15 protein-coding genes are annotated in these 24,135 nt (G+C 65.5%); 8 read left to right on the forward strand and 7 right to left on the reverse strand.

The annotated features are described in order from the left end of the window. Window positions 1-147 precede the first annotated feature (147 nt). The 8 genes from POL67_RS06085 (at window position 148) to POL67_RS06120 (ending at window position 13,604) form a co-directional block, all read left to right on the forward strand. Window positions 148-4,197, forward strand: coding sequence for a YraN family protein (locus POL67_RS06085; RefSeq protein ID WP_271916113.1), 4,050 nt, complete (start codon window positions 148-150; stop codon window positions 4,195-4,197). A 5-nt stretch (window positions 4,198-4,202) separates the two neighbouring features. Then, window positions 4,203-5,075, forward strand: coding sequence for a hypothetical protein (locus POL67_RS06090; protein WP_271916114.1), 873 nt, complete (start codon window positions 4,203-4,205; stop codon window positions 5,073-5,075). A 12-nt stretch (window positions 5,076-5,087) separates the two neighbouring features. Beyond that, window positions 5,088-7,553 carry a type VI secretion system Vgr family protein gene (locus tag POL67_RS06095; protein WP_271916115.1) on the forward strand — a complete coding sequence of 822 codons (2,466 nt, stop codon included), beginning with the start codon at window positions 5,088-5,090 and terminating at the stop codon, window positions 7,551-7,553. A 99-nt stretch (window positions 7,554-7,652) separates the two neighbouring features. Next, window positions 7,653-8,555, forward strand: coding sequence for a hypothetical protein (locus POL67_RS06100; RefSeq protein WP_271916116.1), 903 nt, complete (start codon window positions 7,653-7,655; stop codon window positions 8,553-8,555). Further along, a complete protein-coding gene (locus POL67_RS06105; protein WP_271916117.1) occupies window positions 8,552-8,692 on the forward strand; it encodes a hypothetical protein in 141 nt (46 codons plus the stop codon). The genes POL67_RS06100 and POL67_RS06105 overlap by 4 nt, the downstream gene beginning before the upstream one ends. Window positions 8,693-9,719: 1,027 nt before the next feature. After that, window positions 9,720-11,039 carry a group II intron reverse transcriptase/maturase gene (gene ltrA, locus POL67_RS06110; RefSeq protein ID WP_271916075.1) on the forward strand — a complete coding sequence of 440 codons (1,320 nt, stop codon included), beginning with the start codon at window positions 9,720-9,722 and terminating at the stop codon, window positions 11,037-11,039. A 200-nt stretch (window positions 11,040-11,239) separates the two neighbouring features. Then, window positions 11,240-12,013 carry a hypothetical protein gene (locus tag POL67_RS06115; protein ID WP_271916119.1) on the forward strand — a complete coding sequence of 258 codons (774 nt, stop codon included), beginning with the start codon at window positions 11,240-11,242 and terminating at the stop codon, window positions 12,011-12,013. Window positions 12,014-12,710: 697 nt separating this feature from the next. Beyond that, the gene (locus POL67_RS06120; protein ID WP_271916120.1) at window positions 12,711-13,604 is read left to right on the forward strand and encodes a hypothetical protein; all 894 of its coding nucleotides are present in this window, start codon (window positions 12,711-12,713) and stop codon (window positions 13,602-13,604) included. 141 nt (window positions 13,605-13,745) lie between these two features. Here POL67_RS06120 and POL67_RS06125 read toward each other — a convergent pair whose 3' ends face one another. From POL67_RS06125 to POL67_RS06155, 7 genes are all read right to left on the reverse strand, one after another. Continuing rightward, window positions 13,746-14,099: a hypothetical protein gene (locus tag POL67_RS06125; RefSeq protein ID WP_271916121.1), complete on the reverse strand. Its 354-nt coding sequence runs from the start codon at window positions 14,097-14,099 to the stop codon at window positions 13,746-13,748. Window positions 14,100-14,264: 165 nt separating this feature from the next. Beyond that, a complete protein-coding gene (locus POL67_RS06130) occupies window positions 14,265-14,456 on the reverse strand; it encodes a hypothetical protein (RefSeq protein WP_271916122.1) in 192 nt (63 codons plus the stop codon). Window positions 14,457-14,485: 29 nt separating this feature from the next. Beyond that, entirely contained in the window at window positions 14,486-15,652 is a 1,167-nt protein-coding gene (locus tag POL67_RS06135) for a BRO-N domain-containing protein (protein ID WP_271916123.1), read from the reverse strand. Then, on the reverse strand, window positions 15,649-15,867 hold the full coding sequence (locus tag POL67_RS06140; protein WP_271916124.1) for a hypothetical protein: 219 nt from the start codon (window positions 15,865-15,867) through the stop codon (window positions 15,649-15,651). The genes POL67_RS06135 and POL67_RS06140 overlap by 4 nt, the downstream gene beginning before the upstream one ends. Window positions 15,868-16,875: 1,008 nt before the next feature. Continuing rightward, entirely contained in the window at window positions 16,876-21,681 is a 4,806-nt protein-coding gene (locus POL67_RS06145) for a DNA polymerase (protein ID WP_271916126.1), read from the reverse strand. Window positions 21,682-21,746: 65 nt separating this feature from the next. Beyond that, the gene (locus POL67_RS06150) at window positions 21,747-22,211 is read right to left on the reverse strand and encodes a hypothetical protein (protein WP_271916127.1); all 465 of its coding nucleotides are present in this window, start codon (window positions 22,209-22,211) and stop codon (window positions 21,747-21,749) included. Window positions 22,212-23,412: 1,201 nt separating this feature from the next. Next, window positions 23,413-24,024, reverse strand: a complete 612-nt coding sequence (locus tag POL67_RS06155) for a hypothetical protein (protein WP_271916128.1) — start codon at window positions 24,022-24,024, stop codon at window positions 23,413-23,415. Between the last annotated feature and the right edge of the window lie 111 nt (window positions 24,025-24,135).

The following is a 24,135-nucleotide window of genomic DNA, read 5'->3' on the forward strand; positions in this document are numbered from 1 at the left end:
TCATGTCGAGAGGGGCGCAGCACGCGCAGTTCGCGACGGCGTAGACCACCTCGCGCATCCCGCGCGCCGACCAGGGGTGCCGCGCCAAGAACTTGGCCCGTTGGGTGCGCCTGTGGCAGGCCCGCTAGACCACGCGGAAGGGGGCGCATGCCGGCGGCGGCCAAATGGGGGGATCTGGTTCTCGGGATCGACATCCACATGGTGGTCGTGCCGGGCTCGCCGAACCCCTGGCCGCTCCCGCACCCCTTCATCGGCATCGTCTTCGACCCCCTGGGCGCGGCGCTTTCGGCCGTGCTCGGCGGGGGCCCCGTGCTCGTCAACGGCATGCCCGCCGCGACCGTGGCTACCGACGTCCTCGGCCTCTCCCACGCCCCGATGCCCCCGGGCACGACGTTCGCGCCGAACGATGTCCCCGACAACGCGGGCACGTTCGTCACCGGGAGCAAGACCGTGTACTTCGGCGGCCTGTCCGCGGGGCGCGCGGGCTCGCTCGTCTCGAGCTGCAACTTCCCGATCAACGTGCCCACCTCGTCGTGCATCGCGCCCCCCTCGGGACCGCCCGTAGACGTCGGCGGCCCGGACGCCTTCGACGCCACGGCATTGATCATGCGGGGAATGCGCACGAAGTGGTTCTCCAACAAGATCCATAGCGCGTTCCGGATCAAGCCGCGCTCGCGGATGAGCAAGCTGGTCTGTTTTCTGACCGGACATCCGGTGGATGTCATGACCGGCGAGGTCCTCACGGACGCAGTGGACTTCGAGCTCCCGGGGCCACTCCCTTTTGTCTTCGAGCGCAACTACTACAGCGGCGACGAGACCGCGGGCGCGCTTGGCCCGGCCTGGCATCACCCGCTCGAGGCGAGCGTCGACGAGAGCCCGCTACGCGGCCACCGGTTGAGCCTCGATGTGCGGCTGCCCGATGGGCGCGTGGCGCGGCATCTGGACCTCGCCGTGGGCGCTTCCGAGTGGCGGGACCAAGACCGATACACGTTGGCGCGTGACGAGGCAGGGTACACGCTCACTTTCTGGGACGGCACGAGCTACCGGTTCGAGCCGGCCGAGGGGGCGACCGTGACGCACCCGCTCGCGAAGATCAGCGATCGGTGCGGCAATGCGATCACGCTGCGCTATCGGGATGGGCGGCTGCACGACGGGACGGATAGTGCAGGTCGCCACCTTCGCTTCGTCATGAGGGGCAGCCGCCTTGTCGCAGTTCGAGTGCGGCGTCCCGAGAGCGGTGGCGATACATGGCACACGCTCGTTCGGTATTCGTACAACGAAGAAGGTTATCTCGTGGCGGCCGAGGACGCCGCTGGGCACTCGTTCCGATATGCATACAAGGGCGGCGTGCTCATTCAGGAGACGAACCGCAACGGCCTCTCTTTCTACTTCGAGTACGACTGGTACGCGCCGGGCGGCTACTGCGTGCACACGTGGGGGGACGGCAAGATCTACGAGCGGAAGATCACGTACCACAAGGAGCAGTTCGCCACGGTCGTGGAAGACGGGCGCGGTGGACGCACAGCGTATTTCGGTAACGGCGACGGTCTCGTGGAGCGTGAGATCGACCCGATGGGAGTCGAGCGACGCTACGAATGGGGCGACGGTTTTCGCAAGGTCGCCGAGATTGATGGGCTCGGCCGCCGGACGGAATGGGCGTATGACGCACGCGGAAACCGGACCGTCGAGCGCGATGCGCTGGGGCACGAGACGCGGTGGGCTTACAACGCGTTGAATCTGCCCGTGGAGATGGTCGACGCGACTGGGGCGGCGTGGCGCTGGGCGTACGACCATCGGGGCAAGCTCGTGCGGGAGGTGGATCCGATCGGGGGCGAGAGCCGATTCAAGTACGACCGGCGGGGGCTCCTCTTGTCCGTCGAGGACCCCCTGGGACGCAATGTGCAGCTCGAGCACGACGGCCAGGGCAATTGCATCGCGGTGATGACGCCTGGAGGTGCCGTCAGCCGGTACGAGTTCGACGACCTGGGGCGGGTGATCAAGGCGGTCGACGCCCGCGGTGTGCAGGTGCGGCTGGAACATGATGTGTGCGGCCGCGTGGTACGCGTGGAGCGCTCGGACGGAGCCTTCATTCGCGTGAAGCGGGACGCCGAGGGAAACGTGATCGAGCGCGAGGATGAAGCGCGGCGAGTGTGGCGCTATGCGTACCGTGGCATCAACAAGCTCGAAAAGCAGGTCGACCCCGAAGGCGGGATCGTGCAGATCTCCTATGACAGCGACGAGGCCCTTGTCGCCCTGACGAACGAGCGCGGAGAGGTTTACCGCTACGAGCGAGACCGCGCGGGGCGCGTGGTCAAGGAAGTCGGCTTCGACGGTCGCACCCTGGCCTGCCTGTACGATCGGGTGGGGCACACGAAGCGCGTGACCACCGGCGGTGGCAAGCACATCTCGCTCGAGCGCGACGCGCTGGGCCGCCTGATCAAGCTGCGGATGCCGGGGCCGATCTTGCCGGGCGCGGTGCTGCCCTCGGTCCAGGAGTTCGAGTTCGCCTACGACGCGAGGGGCGAGCTCGTGCGTGCGAGGAATGCCGCATCCGACGTGACCTTCGTGCGCGATGCCCTCGGGCGTGTGGTGGAGGAGCGCGCGGGAGATGTCATCGTCGAGAGCCGCTACAACGCCGCGGGAGAGCGGGTGCTCTTGCGGACGAGCCTCGGGCACGAAGCGCACTTCGGCTTCGATCAGTGGGGTACGCTTGAACAAGTATCGTTCGGTCACAGCCAGCGGTTCGGCGACTTCACGCCGGAGTCGCTGCGTGAGGGCGGTCCGCGGGTGCGTGCGCCGTGGAAGTCGGCCATCACGCGGGACCGTGTGGGCGATGAGGTCGCGCGGCAGCTACCCGGCGAGGTGACGAGTCACTGGGACTGGGATCATGTTGGCAGGCCGGCGGTTCGCACGATGGAGGCGCCGGAAGTCGCCCTGGAGCTCGGCTATCGCTGGAAGTCCGACGAGGAGCTCGAGGCGCTCGTGATGGGCAAGGGGCGTGAGGTCGTCTTCGGGCACGATCGACGGGGGCATCTCATCTGGTCGGTGATGCCCGGGGGGCGGACTGAACATCAGCCGGTCGACACCGTCGGCAATGTGTACCGAAGCGAGGGCCGATCGGATCGACAGTATGGAGCGGGCGGGCGTGTCGAGGAGGCCAACGGTGTTCGGTACGTGCACGACGCCGACGGGCAGCTCGTGGAGAAGGTGCTGCCGGACGGGGCGAGGTGGCGGTACGCGTGGGACGTGCTGGGGCAGCTCGTCGATGTCGTGCGGCCGGACGGGGCGAAGATCTCGTTCGCATATGACGCCCTTGGACGGCGTGTTCGGAAAGACAGCCCGGGGAAAACAACACGGTACCTCTGGGATGGCGACGACCTAATCCACGAAATCACCGAAGGTGCGCCGCTCGAGACGTGGCTGTGGGAGCCAGGCAGCCTTTCACCGGTCGCGAAGGCCGCGGGAGATGAGCGGTTCGCCGTGATTGCAGACCACCGGGGTGTCCCGCTGATCGTGGTGGATGAGGAAGGGAAGACCGCCTGGCTCGGCGGTATCAGCCCCCTCGGCGAGGCGTGGATCCAAGTGGCGGAAACCGCGTGCCCGTGGCGATTCGCGGGGCAGTATGGCGACGAGGAGACGGGGCTCTACTACAACCGCTTCCGCTACTTCGATCCCGGCCTCGGGCGGTACATCAGCCAGGACCCGATCGGGCCCGAGGGCGGGCTCGGGCTGTACAACTATGTGCCGGAGCCGTGGGCGTGGATCGACCCGCTGGGGCTCGCGTGCAAGAACCACCAGACCGGGAAGAGGGGCGAGCGGATCGCAAGGAACTACCTTCAGAAGCTGGGCTTCAACATCCTCGGGAGCGTCCGGAACAAGTCGGGCCACGGCATAGACATCGTGGCCCGTGATGCGGCCGGAATGCTGCGGTTCTTCGAGGTCAAGACGACCGAAGGACTGTACGCAGCCGGGCTCGCCGGTGCACAAAAGAATGGCGCCACGCAGTTCGTATGGAGCCGCCTTGCTCGAGCCGCGCAAGGTCGCCGCTTCTGGCAGGCGACCAGCGATCCACAGACCCAGAGCAAGGCGTTGAGTCTGATGCAGGAGATTCAGAACAGTGGCGGATCGGGCTCTATCAAGGGCGAGGTGTTGAGGGTGGTGCTAGGCAACGGGACCATAACGCGAAGCCCTTGGTGAATAGCGTGAAGACGGCTGCACAGAGAGAAAAACACGTCCGAAGCTTTGTCCGTGATCTGAATGCATGGTGCAAGAACCCTCGCCTCGACCAGCGAAAGAAGCTCCTCGCGGACATCGCCAAATGGATCCGAAGTGGAGAGCCACGTGCAGCTGCTGTTGCAGCCGGCATCCTGCGCCAGCTTGGGAATTGGTACGCTCAGCATGGCATGTTCGATGTACTGAACGGTAGAGTCGAGAGTTGGGCACATCTTGACCGGGTTCTCCAATATAACTGGTGGGATACTCGTATTGATCCTGGTGGAACCCATGTCCTGGATGCTGCGCATACCCTCGCGCATGCTCTTGTTTTCGGCGAGGAGCGGATGGCCGCGTGGCTTGCCGCACGGATGATCCGAAGCCTCGATGACAATGCCTTCGGTTCTTGGGATCTCAGTCCGTTCGCGGTCTTCATGCTGGAGCTATGGTACCGCTACGCTGGCACGCCTCGACCGGAGCTAGATCGCCAGGGGATTGCACGCATCGGGGTCTACCGTTCCGTGCTTGACACCTGGAATGATGGGCAGGGCTTTGTCACCGCCTTGCTGAACGCCTGTGACTACCACCTCGACGAGGCCGTGTACTCCGATGCGAACAAAGAGTTCCTGACGTCGCCCTACGATCTCTTCCCCGTCGACATCCTCGCCATCGCCGCCGTCCGCGCGAAGCAGGGCCTCCCGATGCCCGAGCTCGACCATCCCCTCATGCAGACCCCACTGGCCAAGCTCCCACCGAACGACACCCGGCCCCGGATGCCACCCGATCCCCTGCTCGAGGCCGTGATCGAGAAGGCCCGGAAGCAGGGCTTCTTGCCGGCTGACGGAGACGTGTTCACGCCCTGAAAGGAGATGCCCATGGCAAAGGTCTCGCTCGGAACGCTGGGGACCACCGCGATGAGCATCGTGGACCGCCTGCGCGATCTCGCTGCCGGAGCCCGTCTCGACTTCACCTTCGCCTGGGAAGGCGCTCCTGGCCCGAACCCGTGGGACCATCTCCCGGTCGTACGCTTCGCGGCCCGCGAGGCCATCTCAACCCTTTACCGCTACGACATCACCGTCCTGCTCCGCGGCCCGGGGCTCGGCGACCCAGAGGAGCTGCTCGGGGCCCGCGCCTGCCTCCGGATTGCCTCCCTCACCGATCCTGGCTTCCGCATCGTTCACGGCATCATCACCGAGGCTCAGGAGCTGGCCCTTGCCCCCGAGGGCATGCTCTATCGCGTCACCCTCGAGCCTCCGCTCGCACTCGCGCAGCGCCGCACGCGCTCGCGCATCTTCCTCGACAAGACCCTCCGTCAGATCATCGATGCCGTCCTGGCGCCGATCTTCACCCGCGCCGACGGGGCAGCCGCCCACGGCGACGAGCATCATCCCCTCTCGTTCACCCCTGCGGCACCGCGCTTTTGCTACCGCATTACGGATGTCAGCCGCCTCGATAACCCGGCCGCCCGACCATACTGCGTCCAGTACAACGAAAGCGACCACGCGTTCCTCTCACGTATCCTCGAAGACGAGGGCATCGCCTACCACTTCGAGCACGGCTCGGATATGTGTCTCCTCGTTCTCTCGGACGCGGACGAGGGCAAGACCTGGCTCGCCCCCTTCCGCTCCCTCGGCCCCGGAGTCCACGGTCGCGACATCACCGCAATCACGCTCGGTGCACGCCTGCGCGAGAAAGCTGTGCGACTCCTCGATTACGACTGGCGGAAGCCCAACATTGCCCTCCATGCCGAGGCCGGCACACGTGCTGACCTCTTCGAGGATCAGTTCCCAGGCGCCTTCCAGGACAAGCCCGCGCTCGGCGCGCCTCTTGCCCGTGCACGCCTCGATCGCCACGCCGTCGAGGCTTCGTACGCAACGGGCTCGGGGGGAGTCCGCGTCCTGTCCGCCGGCACGGTTTTTCACCTCGACCACGACGGCACCCATCATGATGGCGAGTACCTGGTCACGCGCCTTGAACTCGAAGCCGAGCAGGCCGGCGTGGTGTCGCTCCCTTCCGGTGACAAGCCAGAACCCTTCAAGGCGCGGTTCGAGTGCGTGCGCCGTGGGCGGGGTTCTCGGTCTTCTCCCTCGCGCTTCCGGCCCGCCCGTACCGTGCAGAAGCCCCGCATCGTGGGTTCACAGACGGCCTTCGTGACGGCCGAGCCATCGACCAAAGGCGCGGAGATACACGTCGGGGGACCACCGGGCGCCGAGATCGGCTGCGTACGCCTGCGCTTTCATTGGGACCACGATCCGGAGCGTCACGGTGCAGAGCCGACGTCCTGCTGGGTCCGCGTCAGCCACGCCTTTGCAGGCGCAGGTCGGGGCGCATTGTTCCATCCGCGCGTCGATGACGAAGTGGTCGTCGAGTTTCTCGATGGCGACCCCGACCGACCCATCGTCACCGGCTGCGTCTACAACGGCCAGAACCTCCCCCCAGCGCCAGCCAGCGGGTCACCGACCGTGAGTACAATGAAGTCCTTCTCCACGCCGGGTGCTGGTGTGGTCAACGAGTTTGCCTTCGACGATGCGAAGGGACGCGAGCGAGTTGTGTTGAATGCCGGCCGCGACTTCTGCGCGACCGTCGGCCATGACAGGGCCGAGAAGGTCACGAACGACAGCAATTCGAGGGTTGGTGTGAACCGGAGCGAGCGTACGGGCTCGAACCGGAGCACAGATGTCGGTGGGAACAACGCGGAGCATGTCGCGGGAAACGAGACCATCGCAGTCGACGGCAACCAAAACACAACCATCGGGTCGAATCGTTCCGCGACGGTCGGTGCGGACGACAGCCTCAGCGTCGCCGCCAACAGAACCGCCATCGTGGGTGCAAGCGATGCTCTCAACGTCGCGGCGGCCCAGCGCATTCAGGTAGGCGCTGATCAGACGGTAGATATCGGCGGGAGCCGCGCGGAGACCGTCGCAGGCAGTGCGAGTCTCGTCGTCGCAGGCAGCCGTTCCATTGCCGTCGCAGGTAGCGACGAGCAGAGCATTGCAGGTAGCCGGACGGTTGCCATCGGAGGCAGCGTGCTCGAGGCCATTGGGGCCGCGTTCCTGCGCAGCATCGCAGCCAGCGCAGAGGGTGCGGTGGGCGCGGATGCCTCGCTGGCAACCGGCGGCACGGTCAACGTCCAAGCCGGAGGGAGCGTGGTTGTCGTCGCGCAGGGAGAGGCGGCCATACAGGCGCCCCTCATCAACCTGACGGCCGACGGGGAGATCGTGCTCAGCGCGGGCGGCAGCGCGATCAAGATCGGCGCCGGAGGTGTCGAGATCATGGGCCCCTCCGTGTCGGTTGCCGGTGGCACGGTCAATGTTGCCGGGGGACTGGTCAAGCTCAACTGAAGGGAGGGACCCATGGATCCGGTATCCGCTGCAGCGCATCGTTTCGTCTCGGAGATAGCTGAATTCTTATGCGCCGAACGGGTGCGAAGCCTTCGGATCGTGGCGGAGCCAGACCGATACCGGGAGGTCATCAAGGCGCTGCGGCTGCTCGAGCACGCGCCCGACAACCGGCGCCCGTTCTTTCTCTTCGACGAGCCCTTCGAGGACGCACATCGCTACTTCACCGCGCTCACGCAGGCGATCACCACGCAATACGAGCAGCTCCGCGGGGGCATAGGTGCCGAGGGCATCGAGCTGCCCCGCCTCGGGCCCTTGCCGCCCGGAGATGCGTCCCACCGTGCTGCCGTTGCACTGGCCCACGTGGCGGAGTTCTTGGCGCCCCATCTCGACGGCGTGCTCGTGGGTCTCCTGCCCCGACACGTGTCTGATGGGCCAGGGTTTCTCGCAGCCGTACAGGCATGGCTGCGGCTGCCTTTCCCGCCCGGCGTGCGGTGTGCCGTGCTCGATGAGTCTCGGTCCGTGAAGAACCTCGACGCCGAGGCGCGGTTTATCGTCCCCGAGGGGCCGTTGTTCGGGTTCGTGAACGCGCTGCCTGCAGAAGCAGCGATGCAGCCTCTCCGCGCCGCGCTCCTCTCCGCGGCGCAGGCATCGGCAACCAGGGAGCCCCAGGCGGCGACGGGAGCGTACGAGGACGCGGTCGAGCTTTGCCGCGGGCGTGGGCTCGCGCGGGAGCTTGGAGGGGTGTTGATGGCGCTCGGGGCCGCTGCGCTCGCCAGAGGGGCCCAAGAGGATGCTCGGCGGCGGTTCACGGAGGCCGCGCTCCATGCAGAGTGTACTGGGCTCCCAGCCCAGGCGGCGGCGGCGTGGATGGCTGTTGGGTCACTCGCGGCGGCCGTCGGCCTGCAGGAGGTGGCGGACAAGGCGCTCGAGGCCGCCCGCGCCGCGGCCGAGCGCGGGGGGATCGCATCGCTACGGGAGCACGTCGAGCGATTGCACAGTTGATCGCGCGTCCCGGCGCCGACGTCTACTACATGTTCGGGGAGGACGACGATGAGTGGGTGCTGCGGGCCAATAACCGCGAGGAGATGGCGCTGAGCCGCGAGCGATGGGGGCTCGCGTTCACGTACGGCGAGGCGTGATGCCGGAAGCCAACAACGGGGTCTACTTGCCCGGCGGCTTGGGGCCCGAAGGCAGGTTGGAGGGGACCGGCTGCCCGCGCGACTGATAGCACTACTCTGCCACCTCCACCCACACCGTCATATCGGCACGAGCGCCCGCACCGTCTCTCCGCACCGCGCGCATCTTTGGGGCGTAGCGAACCTTTGAATCAATGGCCGCCGGATTTCCGGTAGCGACGGTTCAGGCGGCCGGCTGCTGCGCCCGGTCGTGTTTTTCGGCGTTACGCAAGTGCTGAAGGAAAGCGAAGGCCATCATCGTCAGGAGCGCGTGATGGTGCACCGCGTGCCAGAGGACCCTTCACCGACAAGTTCGTCCTCCGCAAACATTCGTCACGTCGCGGGATAAGAACAATGGTGCGACCAGGCAAGTCTGGTCCGAAAGGAATGAGATGCGATAAACTCATGAAATTCGGTTTGCCGTCCGGCGGGTGCGATCCCCGCCCGGCCAAGGGTGGCCCGCCCAGGCCGGTAGCGAGCCTTGCGACGGTCACGGTAACGCGGCCGGCGATGCGTAGGTGCGCGAGCGTGCGGGCCGTGGGGAATGCAGCCACGAAAATTATAATCATTCCGGGGGCCGAGGGCGTCATTGCACCCGAAGGCGACGGTGAACTTCCCAGAAGTGGGCAAGGGAAGGGCACTCCCGGCGGGGTGTACGACCACGGCACGTAGGAAGGGGACGGTCCAGAGACCTGGGAGACCCGCGTTCCTCTTCGGGAACAACCGGTGCCACGGAGACCCGGTGATCAATCTCCGACGCGCCGCGCGCTTGCGGATACGCGCGCGGCCGGCCGAAGCCATGCTCGTGGCTCTGCACAGAAGAAGTATTCGCACCGAGGTAGGCAGCAGGCAAGGGACAACCGGAGCCGATGCCGACGGGAACGCGGGAGTCGGAGGGCTGAATACGAGCGATGACGTCGGGGAACGGGGTAGCGCCCGGACCCGGCCGAGCAAAGGCAGCCCGTGTTGGTGTGAACTTCAGGAGGGAACCATGCCCGACGCATTGATGTCGGAGAACATGTCACCGGGACTGTTGAAGGTAGCGGAAAGAGCGAGAAGGGAGCCCGAAGGACGGTTCCACGCGCTGGCCCATCTCATCGACGGGCCAGCCCTGGCACGCGCGTATCGCCGCATGCGGAAGGATGCAGCGGTGGGGGTGGATGGAGTCACGAAGGAGCAGTATGGGCTGGACCTGGAGCGCAACCTCCAGGGCCTGCACGAACGGCTGAGGTCGAAGCGATATCGGCACCAGCCGATCCGGCGTGTCCACATCCCCAAGGACAAGGGCAAGACGAGGCCGATTGGGATATCGGCGTTCGAGGACAAACTGGTCCAGGACGCCGTGCGCGAGGTGCTCGAAGCGATCTACGAGCAGGACTTTCTGGACTGCTCGTACGGCTTCAGGCCCGGACGCAGTGCCCATGACGCCATCCGTGCCCTCGACCGGCTCGTGTACAAGGGCAAGGTGGGGTGGATTCTGGAGGCTGACATCGTGTCCTTCTTCGACAGCGTGGATCGCACCAAGCTGCTGGAGATGCTCCAGACTCGGGTGGCCGATGGGTCGCTCCTGCGGCTCATCGGCAAATGCTTGCACGTGGGTGTGCTCGACGGCGCGGAGTACTCCGAGCCGGAGATCGGCACGGCCCAGGGGTCGGTGCTCTCCCCGCTCCTGGGGAACATCTATCTGCATTACGTGCTCGACCTGTGGTTCGATCGCGAGGTCAAGCCGCGTACGCGGGGTGAGGCGCACCTCATCCGCTATGCGGATGATTTTGTGATGGTGTTCGAGCGCCAGGACGACGCGGAGCGCGTGATGGAGGTGCTCCACAAGCGGATGGGGCGATTCGGACTGACCCTTCACCCGGACAAGACTCGCCTGTTACCCTTCCAGCGGCCACCGGCCGCGCAGACGGGCGGCAAAGGTCTGGCGACGTTCGACTTCCTCGGGTTCACGCTGTACTGGCGGCGGACCTTGAGAGGTCAATGGCAAATGGCGTGCAAGACTCGGTCTGCTCGCCTTCGACGGGCAGTCCAGTCCGTCGCCGACTGGTGCCGCCGCTATCGGCACCTGCCGGTCAAGGTGCAGCATGCCGCGCTCAAGAGGCGCATCCAAGGGCACTTCAACTACTTCGGCGTCAACGGCAATGTTCGCAGTCTGCTGTTGCTCGTCGAAGAAGCCAAGAGGGCCTGGTACAAGTGGCTCTGCCGTCGGAGCAATCGGGTGCGCCTGAATTGGGAGGGGTTCGGCGAGATGCTGAAGAGCCTGCCTCTGCCCCGTCCCCGCGTGATAGTCCGAATCTGGGGGACGTAGCCGCAAGCCACATCAACGGAAGAGCCGGATGGTGGAAATCTCCTTGTCCGGTTCCGGCGAGGGCCCCGGGGGAGTGATCCCCCGGGGCTACTCTACAGGAGAACTCCTCATCATCGTTGAAACGTCTCCGCGCCCGCGTGGCGCGCGTTCTGCGCGTCACGGGGCAAGGGCCTCCGTGTGCGCGCTCCATGGAGGACCCCGTGACGACCACGATTCCGAGGAACATTCGCCAGGAGTTCGAGAAGAAGATCAGGCGCGGCATCTTCAACCCCGTCGCGCGCTTCCTGCACGAGAACATCCGTGAGGATCGGATGCAGGAAGCGCTCGGCTTTACCTGGGCGCTCTACAAGAAGCATGCCGAGGTGGGTGACATCCTCGACGATGCCCTGCTCGTGCATGCCTGCCGTCTACGCGCCATTGATCTAAGCCGCCATCTCGCCTCCGGCGATCGGACCCAGCGGCTGAAGGACGTCTTCGACCAGCGCAACTACAACCGCCGCCGCGTCGAGGTCCTGGGCCTCGACGAGTACGTGGCGGAGTTCGAGGACAACCCGCAGATCGACAACCAGGAGTCGAACACGGATATCGGCAGGGCACGGCCCCGCAGCCTGAACCCGACGGGTCGTATTATCAGCGCCATCAGCTTGAACGAATGGCTCGAGACGCTGGCCCCGCGGGACCGCCAGCTCATCGAGCTGCGCGCCGCCGGGCACGACCTCGACGAGATCGGCACTGCGCTCGGCATGGACAGGGTCGCCGTCTGCCGCAGGGTCAAGGTGCTCGGCGAGCTCCTGGCCGAGCACGCCGGCATGCCGGATGCTGTCCATCGCAGGCAGCTCAAGCGCGCAAAGGCGAGCGAGGAGCCGGCACCGGAGAGCGGCATCCGGGCGAAGGTGACGAGGGGCAGGCCCAAGAAGTCGGTGGCGTCTCAGCAGTCGCACAAGCCGTCTCGGCGAGCGCGGCAAGCGGCTTGATGCCGCAGAGAACGGGCTTGTCCCCGTTCTCATAGCTCCGGGTCCAGTGACGAGTCGGCCCGCAAGGGAGACTGTTCCGCGCACCTCATCCGGGGCGCGGGACCGGGTGATCGATGCGAGGCGCGCCTCGGAAGATGTGTCGGAGCCAGTGTGGGTAATCGAAGGTCCCAGCCTGGGCGTGACGAAAAGGGCCTGCTCCTCGGTGACCCAATGGCCGCCCATGGTCCACGGATCGCGCGGCGCTGCGCCGCGCACGTCGTCGACCACGAGGCGCCTGCCAGCCATTCAATGGGGTGCTGATAGTTTCGTGGCACAGAATTGGTTCTGTGATACAGAATGTTTCGTGGCACAGAATGAGGAAACGCTCGCTACCGGCGCCGCCACCCACGGCCCCAAACCCGGGAAGAGCGGTCGTCCGCCACGCGCCGACACGGCCGCAACCGATGTGCTCCGCGTGCGGCTTACCGCCGAAGAGAGGCGCCGCGTCAATGGCGCCGCCGCGGCTCAAGGGCGGTCTGTCGCCGATCATGTCCGTGCGTGGATCAACGGGGAGGCCCCCGAGGCGACGCAAGTGAGCGAGGCCGCCCCGGCCGTTCCCTCGGCGAGCCCGCCCGATTTCGTGACCGCGAGACCTCGCCGTGGCGTTGAGCCGAAGCTCTGGTCACGGTGGACGCCGCGGTACGTGTGAACGCTTCACGTGGTCCCCGGCCGCCTCGACGGCCCTCCGCTGTGCGTGCGCCGCCGCGTGCTGGCGGACATTAGAGGGGGAGGTTGCAACATCGAGACGCCGGGCGGCGACATGGGCGTCAACTTCGACCCCCTTCAACAGCACGGCCACGCCCGCGCCTACGGCTCGCACCGCGCAGATGGCGACCCGCCGACCATCGCCGGCTGGTTCTGGGGATGCGACCTCGCCCTCGACGTCTACGACCACAACCCCACGGCCGAGGAGCGGGAGGCTTGGCTACGCCGCCATCGCCTCGAGCAGGCCCTCATCCGCTCGCCGCCCTCGTCGGTATGGGTCACGTTCCCCGCGGCGCGGGTCGGGGCGCCCGACCGCGCGGTGAAGTGCAGCGCGGAGCGAACGTTGGGGGAGAAAAACGGCGCGGTGTCCCGCTCCGATCTCGAGGTGCACCTCCCAGGGTATCGCCCGCCCTGCCCCGGCGGCTTCTACGAGCACATGACCACGGTCGACCTGTACGAGCTCGCCGTCGTGGGCTCCGCATCCGCGGGCGGCGTGGACGGCGCGCGGCGCGTCTACTTGCACAGGCCCACCGACGAGCAGCTCCGCGCCGATGGTCGAGCGCGCGTCGAGGAGCAAGCGGAAGCCGCCCGGCGGGAAGCCGAAGCGAAGAACTTCGCCGACACCTGGTTCCGGCCCCCCACCGGGGCGCCCCGAGAAGATACCGGCGCCGCCGCTGTCCGCGCTCTCGGGCTCGATCCGGCGACCGCCACCGAGGACAACGTGCAAGCCGCCTTCCGCGCCCGCGCCCGGACAGGCCACGCCGACAAGGGTGGGCAGCTCGACATGGGGGAGCTGGTGCGCCAGCGCGATGCAGCCCGGGCCTACGTCAATGCTCGCTCGAGGTGATTGGGGACGGCCAGCCCGCCGAATTCGAGCTGGTCCTTTACGTGCGCCGAGCTGAGGCAGCACCAGCGCAGGAAGGTACCTGGTCTGCGCGGGGCGCTGTCGTCTTGGCGATGCTGTAGCCCTTCTCGGTTAGACCTTCAATCACCCCCGCCATCGAGTAGCCAGCATCCTCGAGGTCGACCCGGGCACGAGAAGCATCGGGCGCATGCTGAAGCCGCCGCCCGACTCGAGACGTCCGAGGCGCTTGTCGAGCAGCTTGTAGGCATCGAGCAGCGGCCCCACGGCGAGTTCGATCCTCTCCACGAGCTTCTGGTCGAGGACCGGCTTGTTCAGCGCGTGGCGGGCCGCGATGAAGGCGCGAATGACCTGGAGGGTGATCGCTCGTGCGGTCGGGGTGCGGGCCTGGGTCGTGACGAAGAGAGCCTGCTCCTCCGTGAGCCAGTACTCCGCGGTCCGTGGACTGCGCTTCGCTGCGAAGCGCTGGTCGTCGAACACGAGGTAGCCTCCAGCGGCCAGCTCCTTGATCAGGTCCCGGATCTTCCTGGGGCGGCCGTAGCCGAGCCGGGCGCCCCAGCTCCATGTCCTGAATGCGATTGTCGATATTGGGGCCGGCCCCCATCCACCTCGAGCTCGGCTTGCCCCGGATGCAATCTGGCGAGGTCAGCGGGAAAGCAGCACGGCCAGAGCGATCCCCAGGCGCAGGGCCTTCATCGCGATCAGCACCCCGACCACCAGCTTCCAATAGTAGGACAGCGATGCCCCCAGATCCGCAGCAGCAGTTGATACTTCAGCAGTGGCTGCTCGCCACGCATCCGCAGCTTCTGCCCAGGTCTGGGTCTTGTCATTGCTCACGGTTGATCTCCGCGTCGAGTCTACCGCATCTATGCGACGGAGCGGAACAGCCCCCTCCTATGTCGCTCATCGAGCTCCCTGATTGTCTTCGGATTCTCCTGCACGTACTCGAAAAAGTGCCTGTTGAACACGGCGGCCCCTTCCTCGGTCAGTCGGTAGACTTCAGCATCTACGTGCTCTCCGGGAACCACCTCACGCACCGCATAGCGAGGGTCGTGCCGCAGATCAATCCCGTGCTTCTCGAGGCTCCAGGTCACCACGCGGCCGATTCGTTGACGGCTGACACCATAGTAGCGGGCCAGCGAAGAGATCGAGATCTGACCGTCGCCATCAAGATCTTGGGGCGGATAGAAGCCCGCCGGCTGCGGCGGGTGCTGAGGAGCGCGTACAATGCCCGGAAGCCCCCCGGGAGATAGGCGACCAGAGAGCCGACCCAGAGGCCGCGGGGCTGGCGCCGGAGGTGATGGCAGGGCTGGCTCGGTCACTTTGGGAGCCATAGACTCGATCACCTCCTGCACGGGCTTGGGAGGTGCCTCCGCCGGCTCGGGTAGCACAGCGACAGGGACCGCCCTCGCGGAGGGCAGGGCAGACTTCTTCGGCGACATCAGGAGCGCTCCAGCCGCTTCCAGGTAGCCCTCGATGCGACTGGATGACATCCCCACCTGCTGCGCCACCTGAGCGAGCTGCAGAAGCAACCACGCGCGTCCCGAGGGGTTGTCGGCCAGCAGGAGAGCCGCCACCTTCGGATCGAGGAGCTGCGGCCGGTCGGGAGCCGCCGGCACCGAAGTGCCCGGGATGCTCTCTCCGCGCCGCAGCTTCGGCAGAACTTCATCGGCTAGGAGGCGACGAAGCTTCTTGCCGAGCTCCTTGTCAGTCTTCAGGGCGACGAGGTCCACGCCGCTCTCGTAGAGGACCATCAAGCTACGCGCCCGACTAGCTACGCCACTGGTTCCGCGATGCGGAACCAGTCGCTTGAACGCCTTCAAATCTTGCCCTTCGAGGACGTCGTAGTCCCGCCCTTCGATGAACTCGTCCTTCCACTCGTCGAGAATGCGCTTGGTCAGGCCCTTCTCTGCGTACCCCAGCGCCGCCCCCAGCTCGGCAGTGATCACGGCGACCCTACCTCGGAACACGCGAAACGTGAGGGACTTTCCTTCGAACATCGCGTCGTACTTCATGAGCTTATCGCTATTCATGTGGCCTTCTCCTTCCTGCTTCCGATTCTGCGCTCGTAGAGTTCCCTCAGCGCGACCCGCATCACGCGTGCACGGTTGCCCTCGAATTCCCCGAGCACGGCGAGCTCTCCGAGCTTCTTGTCGTCCTCTGGGGTGATCTTGGGCTGAATGACGGGTCCTCCGATGACCTTCGGCCGCCCCGGTCGTCGGCCAGTGCGTCTTCGACTGCTGGACATCGAACCCTCCTTTCAACGTATATTAACAATATCGTTGTTTTCCCACAAGATGGCATTCGGCATTGAGCTGAATGCGGACGTCGACACCGACTACTCGAGGAACTACGGCGTGGTTGACCAGCGCGTTCGCCGGCGCGCGGTATCGGCACGCAGGGCGGGCGCATATGCAGGCTGCGGACGACCACGGGACGTTTGGGGACCATCAACGACAAGAACCAGCCCCACCTCGTCGACTGCTCCGGTTGCAAGTCCCCGAGCAAGATCAGGAATCAGGCGCCGAGGCGGGTCAACCGCTCACCTGGATGGCCTGACCAGGATGCGTCGGTCGAGATGGTTGCCGGCTGCGTGTCATATTGCGAATGTCGATTGTTCTGCGGAGGAAGGGCGGCTGACGATGAACGCAGGCGCCTGGCTGCCTTGTTTTTTCGAGGCTGCCAACCAGGCCCGGCCGCAGCTCGGCCGCTCGGCGACAAAGTCGCGACGTCGCGAATTTCTAGGCGGCAGACCTGCCCGAGACCTTCGCAGATCTGTCGCTGGCTCGGAGACGGGCCTTTCGCCCGTCGCACCACAAGGGCCTTGGCCCCGGTCCAGCCTGCACCCCCCACCACCTCGAGTGCCAGGAGGACGACGGCAGGCACTGGCAGGGCTCCAGAGCGAGCCGACCCGGGGACCATCTCCATACGCGGCCCGCGTGGATCCCCGCCCGCTGGAGAGCGAAAACCTGTTTTCCAGCCGCTTCGCGATCCGAAAGGGCCCTGAGCTTTGGGCCCGCTCGGAACGTTCGTGTGCCTGTTCCCGAGGGAGTCATAGGGATGCGTAGAACACCAGGGGATTTGCCGCGTCGTCCCTGTTGGCAAAAAAGCGCCTATTCTCGTGCTTTTGCTGTGCTTCACGCCGGGTTGGTGAAGGCGTGGGGGGTTGACCGGCACGCCCAGGATCGTGACCACGGCGGGCGAGAACCGATGGGCGGGAAGCTCGCATGTCCACCGCCCGTCGCCCGTGGCCCATCTACTTCTCCCAGCGCGACATCACCTTGGGCTCGACCACAATCGGCACCGAGGGCACGTACTTCTTCATCCCGGCGATCATGCTGTCGCGCATGAGCACCTTGACCTCCTCAGCATGTTCTTCGGGAGCTTCAACGAGCAGCTCGTCATGCACCGCGAGGATCATCTGCGCCCCGAGCCGCTTGAGGTGCGGGGCGAGAAGCACCATCGCCTGCTTCATGCCATCGGCCGCAGTGCCCTGAATGGGAAAGGCCAGGCGCGCGTTGTAATCCTCGGCGGGGTCAAAGTAGTACGAGACCCGGCCGCTCTTCGTGCGTAGCTCGGCCGGCATCTCCTCGGCCATCTTCTTCTGCCACGCCGCGACCCCTGCGTGGTTCTGCAAGAACATCTGCTTGAACTGCGCCGCCTGCTCTGGCCTGAGGTCCACCTTGTAGTTCTTCTTCGCGTACGCGATGAGCTTGTTCACGCCCATCCCGAACGAGCCCCCGAAGTTCACGGGCTTTGCCCGGTTGCGCTGCTCGTCGGTGACCTGGTTCTCGGGCACGTTCATCAACAGGGATGCCGTGTGGCGATGCGGGTCTCCATCGCTCTTCCCGAAAACCTCCTTGAGCTTCTCGTCCCCTGTCTGATCCGCGAGCACGCGCAGCTCGATCGCGTTGTAATCCCCGACGACGAGCTTCTTGCCTGCGGGAGCCTGGATGCACGAGCGCACCTGCTTGTCGCGCGGCAGGCCGAGCAGGTTGGGCTCTTGCGCGCTGAGCCTGCCAGTCACGGCGCCGATCTGGTTCAACGTCGCATGCACGCGCCCGTCCTCGGAACGGCTGAAGGCCCGCAGCACGCCGTTGCCGGCACCCGTGACGAAGCCGTTATTGCGCCGGTAGAGGACGAGCTGCTGGGCTACTGGCAGATGCATGTACGGCGCGAGGGCCTCGCTGTTCGTGCGCTCGACCTGGAGACCGAGCCGATGCAAAGCCGCGAGGACTTCCTCGTTGTTATCGATGTTCTTCACGCCCAGTGTGGCGACAAGGTTCTTCTCGAGTTCCGCGGCTTCGCTCGTCCACATGTCGACGAGCCGCTCCCATTCGACTCGGTTGATGGGTACACCGCTCACCTCCATCTGCGCGACGATGGGGAGAAGCTTGAATTCGAGCGCGGCTACTTCTTCGAGACGCTCTTCTTGGAGATCCTTCTGGAAGATGTCCGCGAGGCGCAGGACATCCCGCGCCTCTTCCGCGAGCTCATCCCGTAGCTCGGGGCTCGGCGCGGTCGACCAATCGATGTTCTTTTGGACAATCTGCTTGCCGAGCGCGCGCTCGAGGGAGAAGTACTTGTGGTTCTTGAGGTGCCTGCCGCCGTCGAGCAGCCGCCACGCGATGGCCGTATCCACCACCGTGCCTGGCATGAAGCCGAGGTGGTACTGAAACTGCGCGAGCGCGCCCTTGAGGTCGTGGCCGACGATCGTCACCTGGCAGAGGGCATCGGCGACAGGGCCGAGTTCCTCACCACCGAGCGTGTGGAACACCCGCGCCTGTCCATCTGGCAGGGCGAGGGCGACGAGGACAGGTCCCTCGGTAATGTCGGGGCCCGTCGAATGGACGACCAGGCCGACGCGCCCGGCGCGGAGGATGGCTTCCGCCAGGGTGCCCGGCCCGGCTCGATCAGATGTCTGCTCGGCTTGACCAGATCCCTGGAGGCCCTCGGGGGAGCGAGAACGCCGCGAAAACGAGGCTCCTTGCCCGGCTTGACCAGATGACCAGATCTTTTCGGAGGGGAGAGGCGCCCCCGACAGGGACGGGGATACAGACCCAAGCCTCGCAACATCGGCGCTCACAGAGGGACTCTCCCCCCTGAAAGATCTGGTCATCTGGTCAGAGTGAGGTTGATTACCTGTCCGTGCCTGCATATCCCCTGGATCTGCTGGGGTTTTGCCATCCCCGGGCCCTTCGCACCCGTGCCCGGATCGATCTGGACACGAACCGGGCATCTGGACAGCCAGCACCGGCGAAGGGGGCAAGCTCGCTATCGTGAGGGGCGCAGAGCCGTTCATGTTCTCCGCCGGGCTCCGGATGGGACGCCAGAGCGAGGGGAGATCAAGCCCGTCATCACCCCCCTCGCACAGCGCCCCGCCGTCATCGTCGGGACCAGGCTCGCCACCACCAGGACCGGGCCCTCCGTCACCCGACCCGTCCGGGTCCGGCTCGCCCCGCAGCTTGGTCAGGTCGATCTTCAGCACGCGCTCCCGCTTGCGGTCCCCATCGACATCGAGCCGGTGCGTGGGCTCCTTCCCGTTCGGGAGAATGAGCCCCTCTTCGACCATGCGGCTCCAGAGGCCGTACTGCTGGAGCGGCGTGCCTTCGTTCATCGACTTCAACGCCTTGTTGACCGCCTCGAAGGCGGCGTCGGGCAGGAGGTAGGCGTGCGTCTTGTCCTTCCAGCCCACAGGCTCCGTGCCGTCGCTGCTGGCCGACGTCAGCGGCATCCCCATCGACTGCAACGTCACCTTGCGCCGGAGCAGCAGATCGCGCAGCACCTCCAGGAAGCGATGGCCGGGGTTCGACTGCTCCGTCGCTCGCACCTGCTCGCGATAGTTCGCGAGGAGCGCCGCTCGGGCCTCATCGATGTAGCCCTTGGCATCCTCGTCGCTCATGACGCCGAGGTCCTTGGCGAACTCAGTGAAGTAGTACGCGCCGACGAGCAGGTGCGCCATCGCGGCCGGGGCGCGGAGATGGCCGTACTTCTGCTGCATCTCGTCACGGAGCTCCTGGAACTTCTTCTTCACCTCGACCTCGAGCTGCGGCATCTGCGGGATAAGCCACTCGACGTACGCAGCCATCGCGTGCGGCAGACGATGGGCGTTGGCTTGAAGCCTCGTCAGTGCGTCGAGGTTGATGTCCTCTTTCGACATGTGAATGGCGACGAGCCGCGCCTGAATCGACTCTCCTTTCGGCAGGTCTTCGCCCGTGCTCAGCACGAGCGCTCGGCAGGGGCGATCAGGACGCGCGGTGCAATCCGACTTGAGGCGACCACGCGAGCTCCCATTCCCGACATGGCGAACGAGCTGGGCGCCCTTCTTGTGAGTCTCGTCCGTGGCGTCGGCACTCTTCGGCGCGAAGTCGTCAATCGTGACGAGCGCGTCCTTCATCCGGTGGAGGTACAGCTCGATCGCGCTGAACGTCCAGCCCCAGCTCAGGGGCAGCGATGCGTGATCGAATTCTCCCCAGTGGCTCTGCGCGAGCGCGGCCAGCGAACTCTTCATGCTGCCGCTCTTGCCGTGCAGCATGAGCACCGCGTCGAAGTAATGCGAGCTTTGAAGCGGCGCTCGATAGACCGCGCAGAGCAAAGGCAACGTGACACGTGTGTCGGCGGTCTTGAGGAAGTCGAGCGAGATCTTCACCGCTTCCCGGGGATCCTCCGCGAACGCGGGCAGCTTATAGCGGCGATACGCGGCTTCGAGCTCAATCGAGACATCGTGCGCTCCCACGGCACCGCCGGCATGCAGATAGATCCACCGGCCGCCATGGTCTCGAAAACCCGAGTGCATGTACGTCACGGTCTCCGTCGGACTCGACACTGTCTGGATTGCAGCGCGGAGGTGGCTCGCCACCCTGGGGATGCCGGGGTAGACGATCGGCTTCGCGCCCCACTTCTGGCTCGGCCACAGCTCGCCCCCGAGCTCTTGCGGGCTCACACGCACGCGCGACAGGGGAACTCCGGTCTCGAGCGCGCCCTCGATGACGAAGGCACGCGTCTTCTCGGCGCCGTCGTCCAAGATCTCCTCCTCGACGATGTGGGCCGTGAAGTTGCCTAGGGGCTGGCAGTTCTCCGTCACGCCTCCGTCCGGCGAGCTCACCAAGCAGAGCTTCTCGCGGCGAACAGCGTAGAACGCGCCGGCCGGCGTCTCCTCTTCATGAATTCTCCGGTTCTTGGCCTTCTGCTCGGCCTCGTACAGGGCGCGCTGAAGATCCCTCTCCCTGACGCCGTGCGGGCGCAACAGCGTCATGACCTTCTTTTGCGTGGCGACGCCGCGCTCCGTGAGCGACCACAAGAACGGCAAGTCGCCCAGGAGGTTCACGGCCTGCTCGGCCGAGATGTTCTTCACCCGCTCGACCGGATCGGCGGGCACATCCGCGGCCAGCACCCTACGAAGGTCGACGTACCCGTTCGAGGCGCGGAAGTCGTCCGGCCCTTGATCTTCACCGTCATCGCGCAGCGGCAGCGCCGCCACCTTCACCTTGGCGCCGTGCTGCTCGAGCGCGATGGCCAGCCGAGCTTCCGCTCGCGCGACGTCAGGGTTCAGCGCCCGGCCCGCATCGAACGTGATGACGACCTCGCGCCGGACGAGGCCCACCACGTTCCACGAGTCATTGAGCTTGTGGTCCTTCGTGAGCGTCGAGTAGATCCCGCCGAGCCCGATAGCATTGAAGCCGTTGTCCTGGAGGACCAGCGCCTTGCCCGGCGACTCGACAACGTAGAGCGGCGCGGAGCCCTCGAACTCGCACCCCGGCGGGATGAAGATGGGGACCTCCCGCCCGGCCGGGGCGAGGTAGCGAGGTTTGCCCTCGTCGAGCCGGATCCGCACATATCCCGGCGCGTTGGGGTATGGGATCGCGATCCCGCCACAGGGAAGCGGCTGGTCCCGACCGAGCAGCCTCACGCCCACGTCCGGCGAGACGGACCGCAGACCGGCCTCGGCGGCCCAATCTGGGACGACGGCGCGGTGCTCCAGGTACTGGATGTGATGGGGCTCGAAGGGCAGCACCTGTGCGCCCCCTGTATTGGTTTCCGTAGAAGCGCATGCTAGATTCATGTTCACCTCCTGGACGGCTCCTTCCGCGGCTTCGCAGACCAAGCGGATGGAGCCGTTCTCCTTTTTCAACGATCCTTCTTATTCTTCCGGCTCTGCGGCTCCGTGTTCGCGATGCGCTCGATACGGCGGAGCACACGCTCTGCGGCAGGGCCGAGGTCCACGAGGTGGCTCACGCAGCGCTCGCTGGAGCCCGGGGCCGCGTTCTTCTTCGTCTTGTCAAACAAGACGACCTCTTGACCATCGGTCCAGATGGCCACGTTCACGAGCTCGTGGAGCTCGGGGAACCCGTGGCCCCGCTGCACGTAGCGCAAGGCTCCGACCATCGTCCGCACGCGGATGCCTGCCCTCAAGATCTCCCGCGCGAGCCGCAGCGCGAGCAGATCTCGGGCCGTGAACCGACGCGGCGAGCCGCGCCCCTGACCACCTCCGGCGCTGGGCTTCAAGAGCCCGCTCCGAAGAATCTCATCCAGCTTCTTATAACGCAGCCCGGAGACCCGGACCGCGTCGCCTGCCGTGAATGTAGTATCCATGGCTTGGCATTCCATCACGTGGGATCCGAGAAAGGGAAGCGCACCCCCTTCTACAAGTCTTCACGGCACAACAAGAACTTGTACCGAGCGCACTAAACCCTTGGTTCCATGCTGAAAGAAGCAGAACGTGCTCAACAGTAGCTCAAGAAGCAAGTGACCACTTGTTCTATTGAAATAACTACGTTCCGCGAAAAACCGTCGGCAGCACAGCTCGTCGCCTCGTTGCACGGAACCACAGCTTCCTGGGAAGGGGCGATGGTGAACTGGTCGAAGAACAAATTGTGGTATCCTTCTCCATTCTCGAGATGACGGCGATGGACGAGCAGGTTTTGCCGCAACAAAATCGGCCCACGCCCACGGCGAACGCGAAGAGTTTGTCCACGGGCCCGATGAGGGCGATATCTGGCGACCCGTCGACCCGGTCCAGTCGGCGCTTCTTTGGCGGCGCAGCATCGTGCAGCTCAGCCAGGAAAGTACGAGTATCCCGTCCGGGCGTAGCAAGACGATGCGGCGGCAAACGGCTGTGCAGCACTCCGCTTGCGAGGATCCGATGAAGGCGCGGAAAGAAGCTGCCCGCACCCCACGCCCCGAGACCACGACGAGTTCAAGCCCTTGCACGCCCAAGACGCGCCGTCCGTCGACACGCAAGAACGCGGTGATTGCATCTCCGCAGCCATTTGTGCCGGAATCAGGAGCCCCTGTTGTCTCCGCAGCCACCTCGGCCCTCGTGACGGATTCTCCGAACGCCGTCGAGCCCACCCGATCGACGCGTTCGGTCTCCGAGAAGCCTCTCGACCCGCGCCTGCGCCCGTTCGCGCATGCGCTCGCCGACCTTTTGCTTTCCGATCTGTTGAAGTACCCTCCGGAGAAACCATGAGGCTCAGCCTAAAAATTGTCGTCCCACGCCGCTCGGGCCATGCTCCCGTGCGCCTGACCCGGGCGGGGGGCGAAAGACCGCCCGTTTTCGCTGGGCCAGCGCGCCCTTCCACGAGGGCCGGGCTCACGAGAACCCGTTATGTTGGGCGTGCGCCCGGTGACGCGCTTGGCCAATCCAGGCAAGTCATCGGCCGAGGACGGCTACCGGGTGTCGCGTACGTTGAGCGCGCAGCCCCACGCCCCAGTCCTCCATAATGCAGGATGATGAGACGTGGGGCCGCTCATACGTGAGCCAGATCAACGCCAGGCGTAAGGCCGAGCGGAACTACTGTTTATTGGACGGGCCTTTGATTCCGGGAAACGGGTTCCGCGGAAACGGACTCGCCGGGAAGCCTTCAAGATCGACGAGCAGCCCCGTAGACGCCAACCGTGCGCAGACCTCACGCACCAACTCGACCTTCTGGCCGGTCTTGCGGTCGCCCACCCAGAGGCGGTTCGGTGGTCCAGCGCCGAAAGCCTCGATATTCATATCATTGACGATGGCAGGCAGGAAGTCCGGATCGGACCAGATGCCCTCGGTTACTTCCGCCGCACCATGGATCGCGTCTAGGGCCATGTGCATTGCTTCAGCATGCAGCGTCTTGAGCCGAGACAGCTCGAGCGTCGTCGCTGGCGCGATGGGCTGCAGGTCGTCATCAAAAGCCACCCTCTTCTCACGGAACCACTCCGTGATGTATTGCGCCGCCACGGCGCAGGCTTTGATGTCCTGCTCGAAGCGGACATCACCCTCATCCATCGCCTGGCGAATACCGTCGATAGAATCGAAGAGGTGCTGCAACGCGTAGCCTGCACCGAAAGAAGCGACGAGCTCTTCGCGCGACCCTGCGTCGGAAATTCTGTTCGACGCGTTGCCTTCCGTTTCCTTGTCCTTAGTCATGTGGTTATCTCTCTTTGTTGTCGACGCCGTCGGCGTCATCTATGTTGTGTTTCCGCATTTCGCGGCCGAGTAGCTGAGTATTCGCGGGGCACTCGGCGCGGGAAGAGGCTC

It is taken from the genome of Polyangium mundeleinium, assembly GCF_028369105.1.
Classification (GTDB): Bacteria; Myxococcota_A; Polyangia; order Polyangiales; family Polyangiaceae; genus Polyangium; species Polyangium mundeleinium.

What these genes read in the sequence shown, in the direction of transcription:
- POL67_RS06085 (WP_271916113.1), top strand. Translation starts at nt 148, where the DNA reads ATGCCGGCGGCGGCCAAATGGGGGGATCTGGTTCTCGGGATCGACATC.
- POL67_RS06095 (WP_271916115.1), top strand. Translation starts at nt 5,088, where the DNA reads ATGGCAAAGGTCTCGCTCGGAACGCTGGGGACCACCGCGATGAGCATC.
- ltrA (WP_271916075.1), top strand. Translation starts at nt 9,720, where the DNA reads ATGCCCGACGCATTGATGTCGGAGAACATGTCACCGGGACTGTTGAAG.
- POL67_RS06135 (WP_271916123.1), bottom strand. Translation starts at nt 15,652, where the DNA reads ATGAATAGCGATAAGCTCATGAAGTACGACGCGATGTTCGAAGGAAAG.
- POL67_RS06140 (WP_271916124.1), bottom strand. Translation starts at nt 15,867, where the DNA reads ATGTCCAGCAGTCGAAGACGCACTGGCCGACGACCGGGGCGGCCGAAG.
- POL67_RS06145 (WP_271916126.1), bottom strand. Translation starts at nt 21,681, where the DNA reads ATGAATCTAGCATGCGCTTCTACGGAAACCAATACAGGGGGCGCACAG.
- POL67_RS06150 (WP_271916127.1), bottom strand. Translation starts at nt 22,211, where the DNA reads ATGGATACTACATTCACGGCAGGCGACGCGGTCCGGGTCTCCGGGCTG.
- POL67_RS06155 (WP_271916128.1), bottom strand. Translation starts at nt 24,024, where the DNA reads ATGACTAAGGACAAGGAAACGGAAGGCAACGCGTCGAACAGAATTTCC.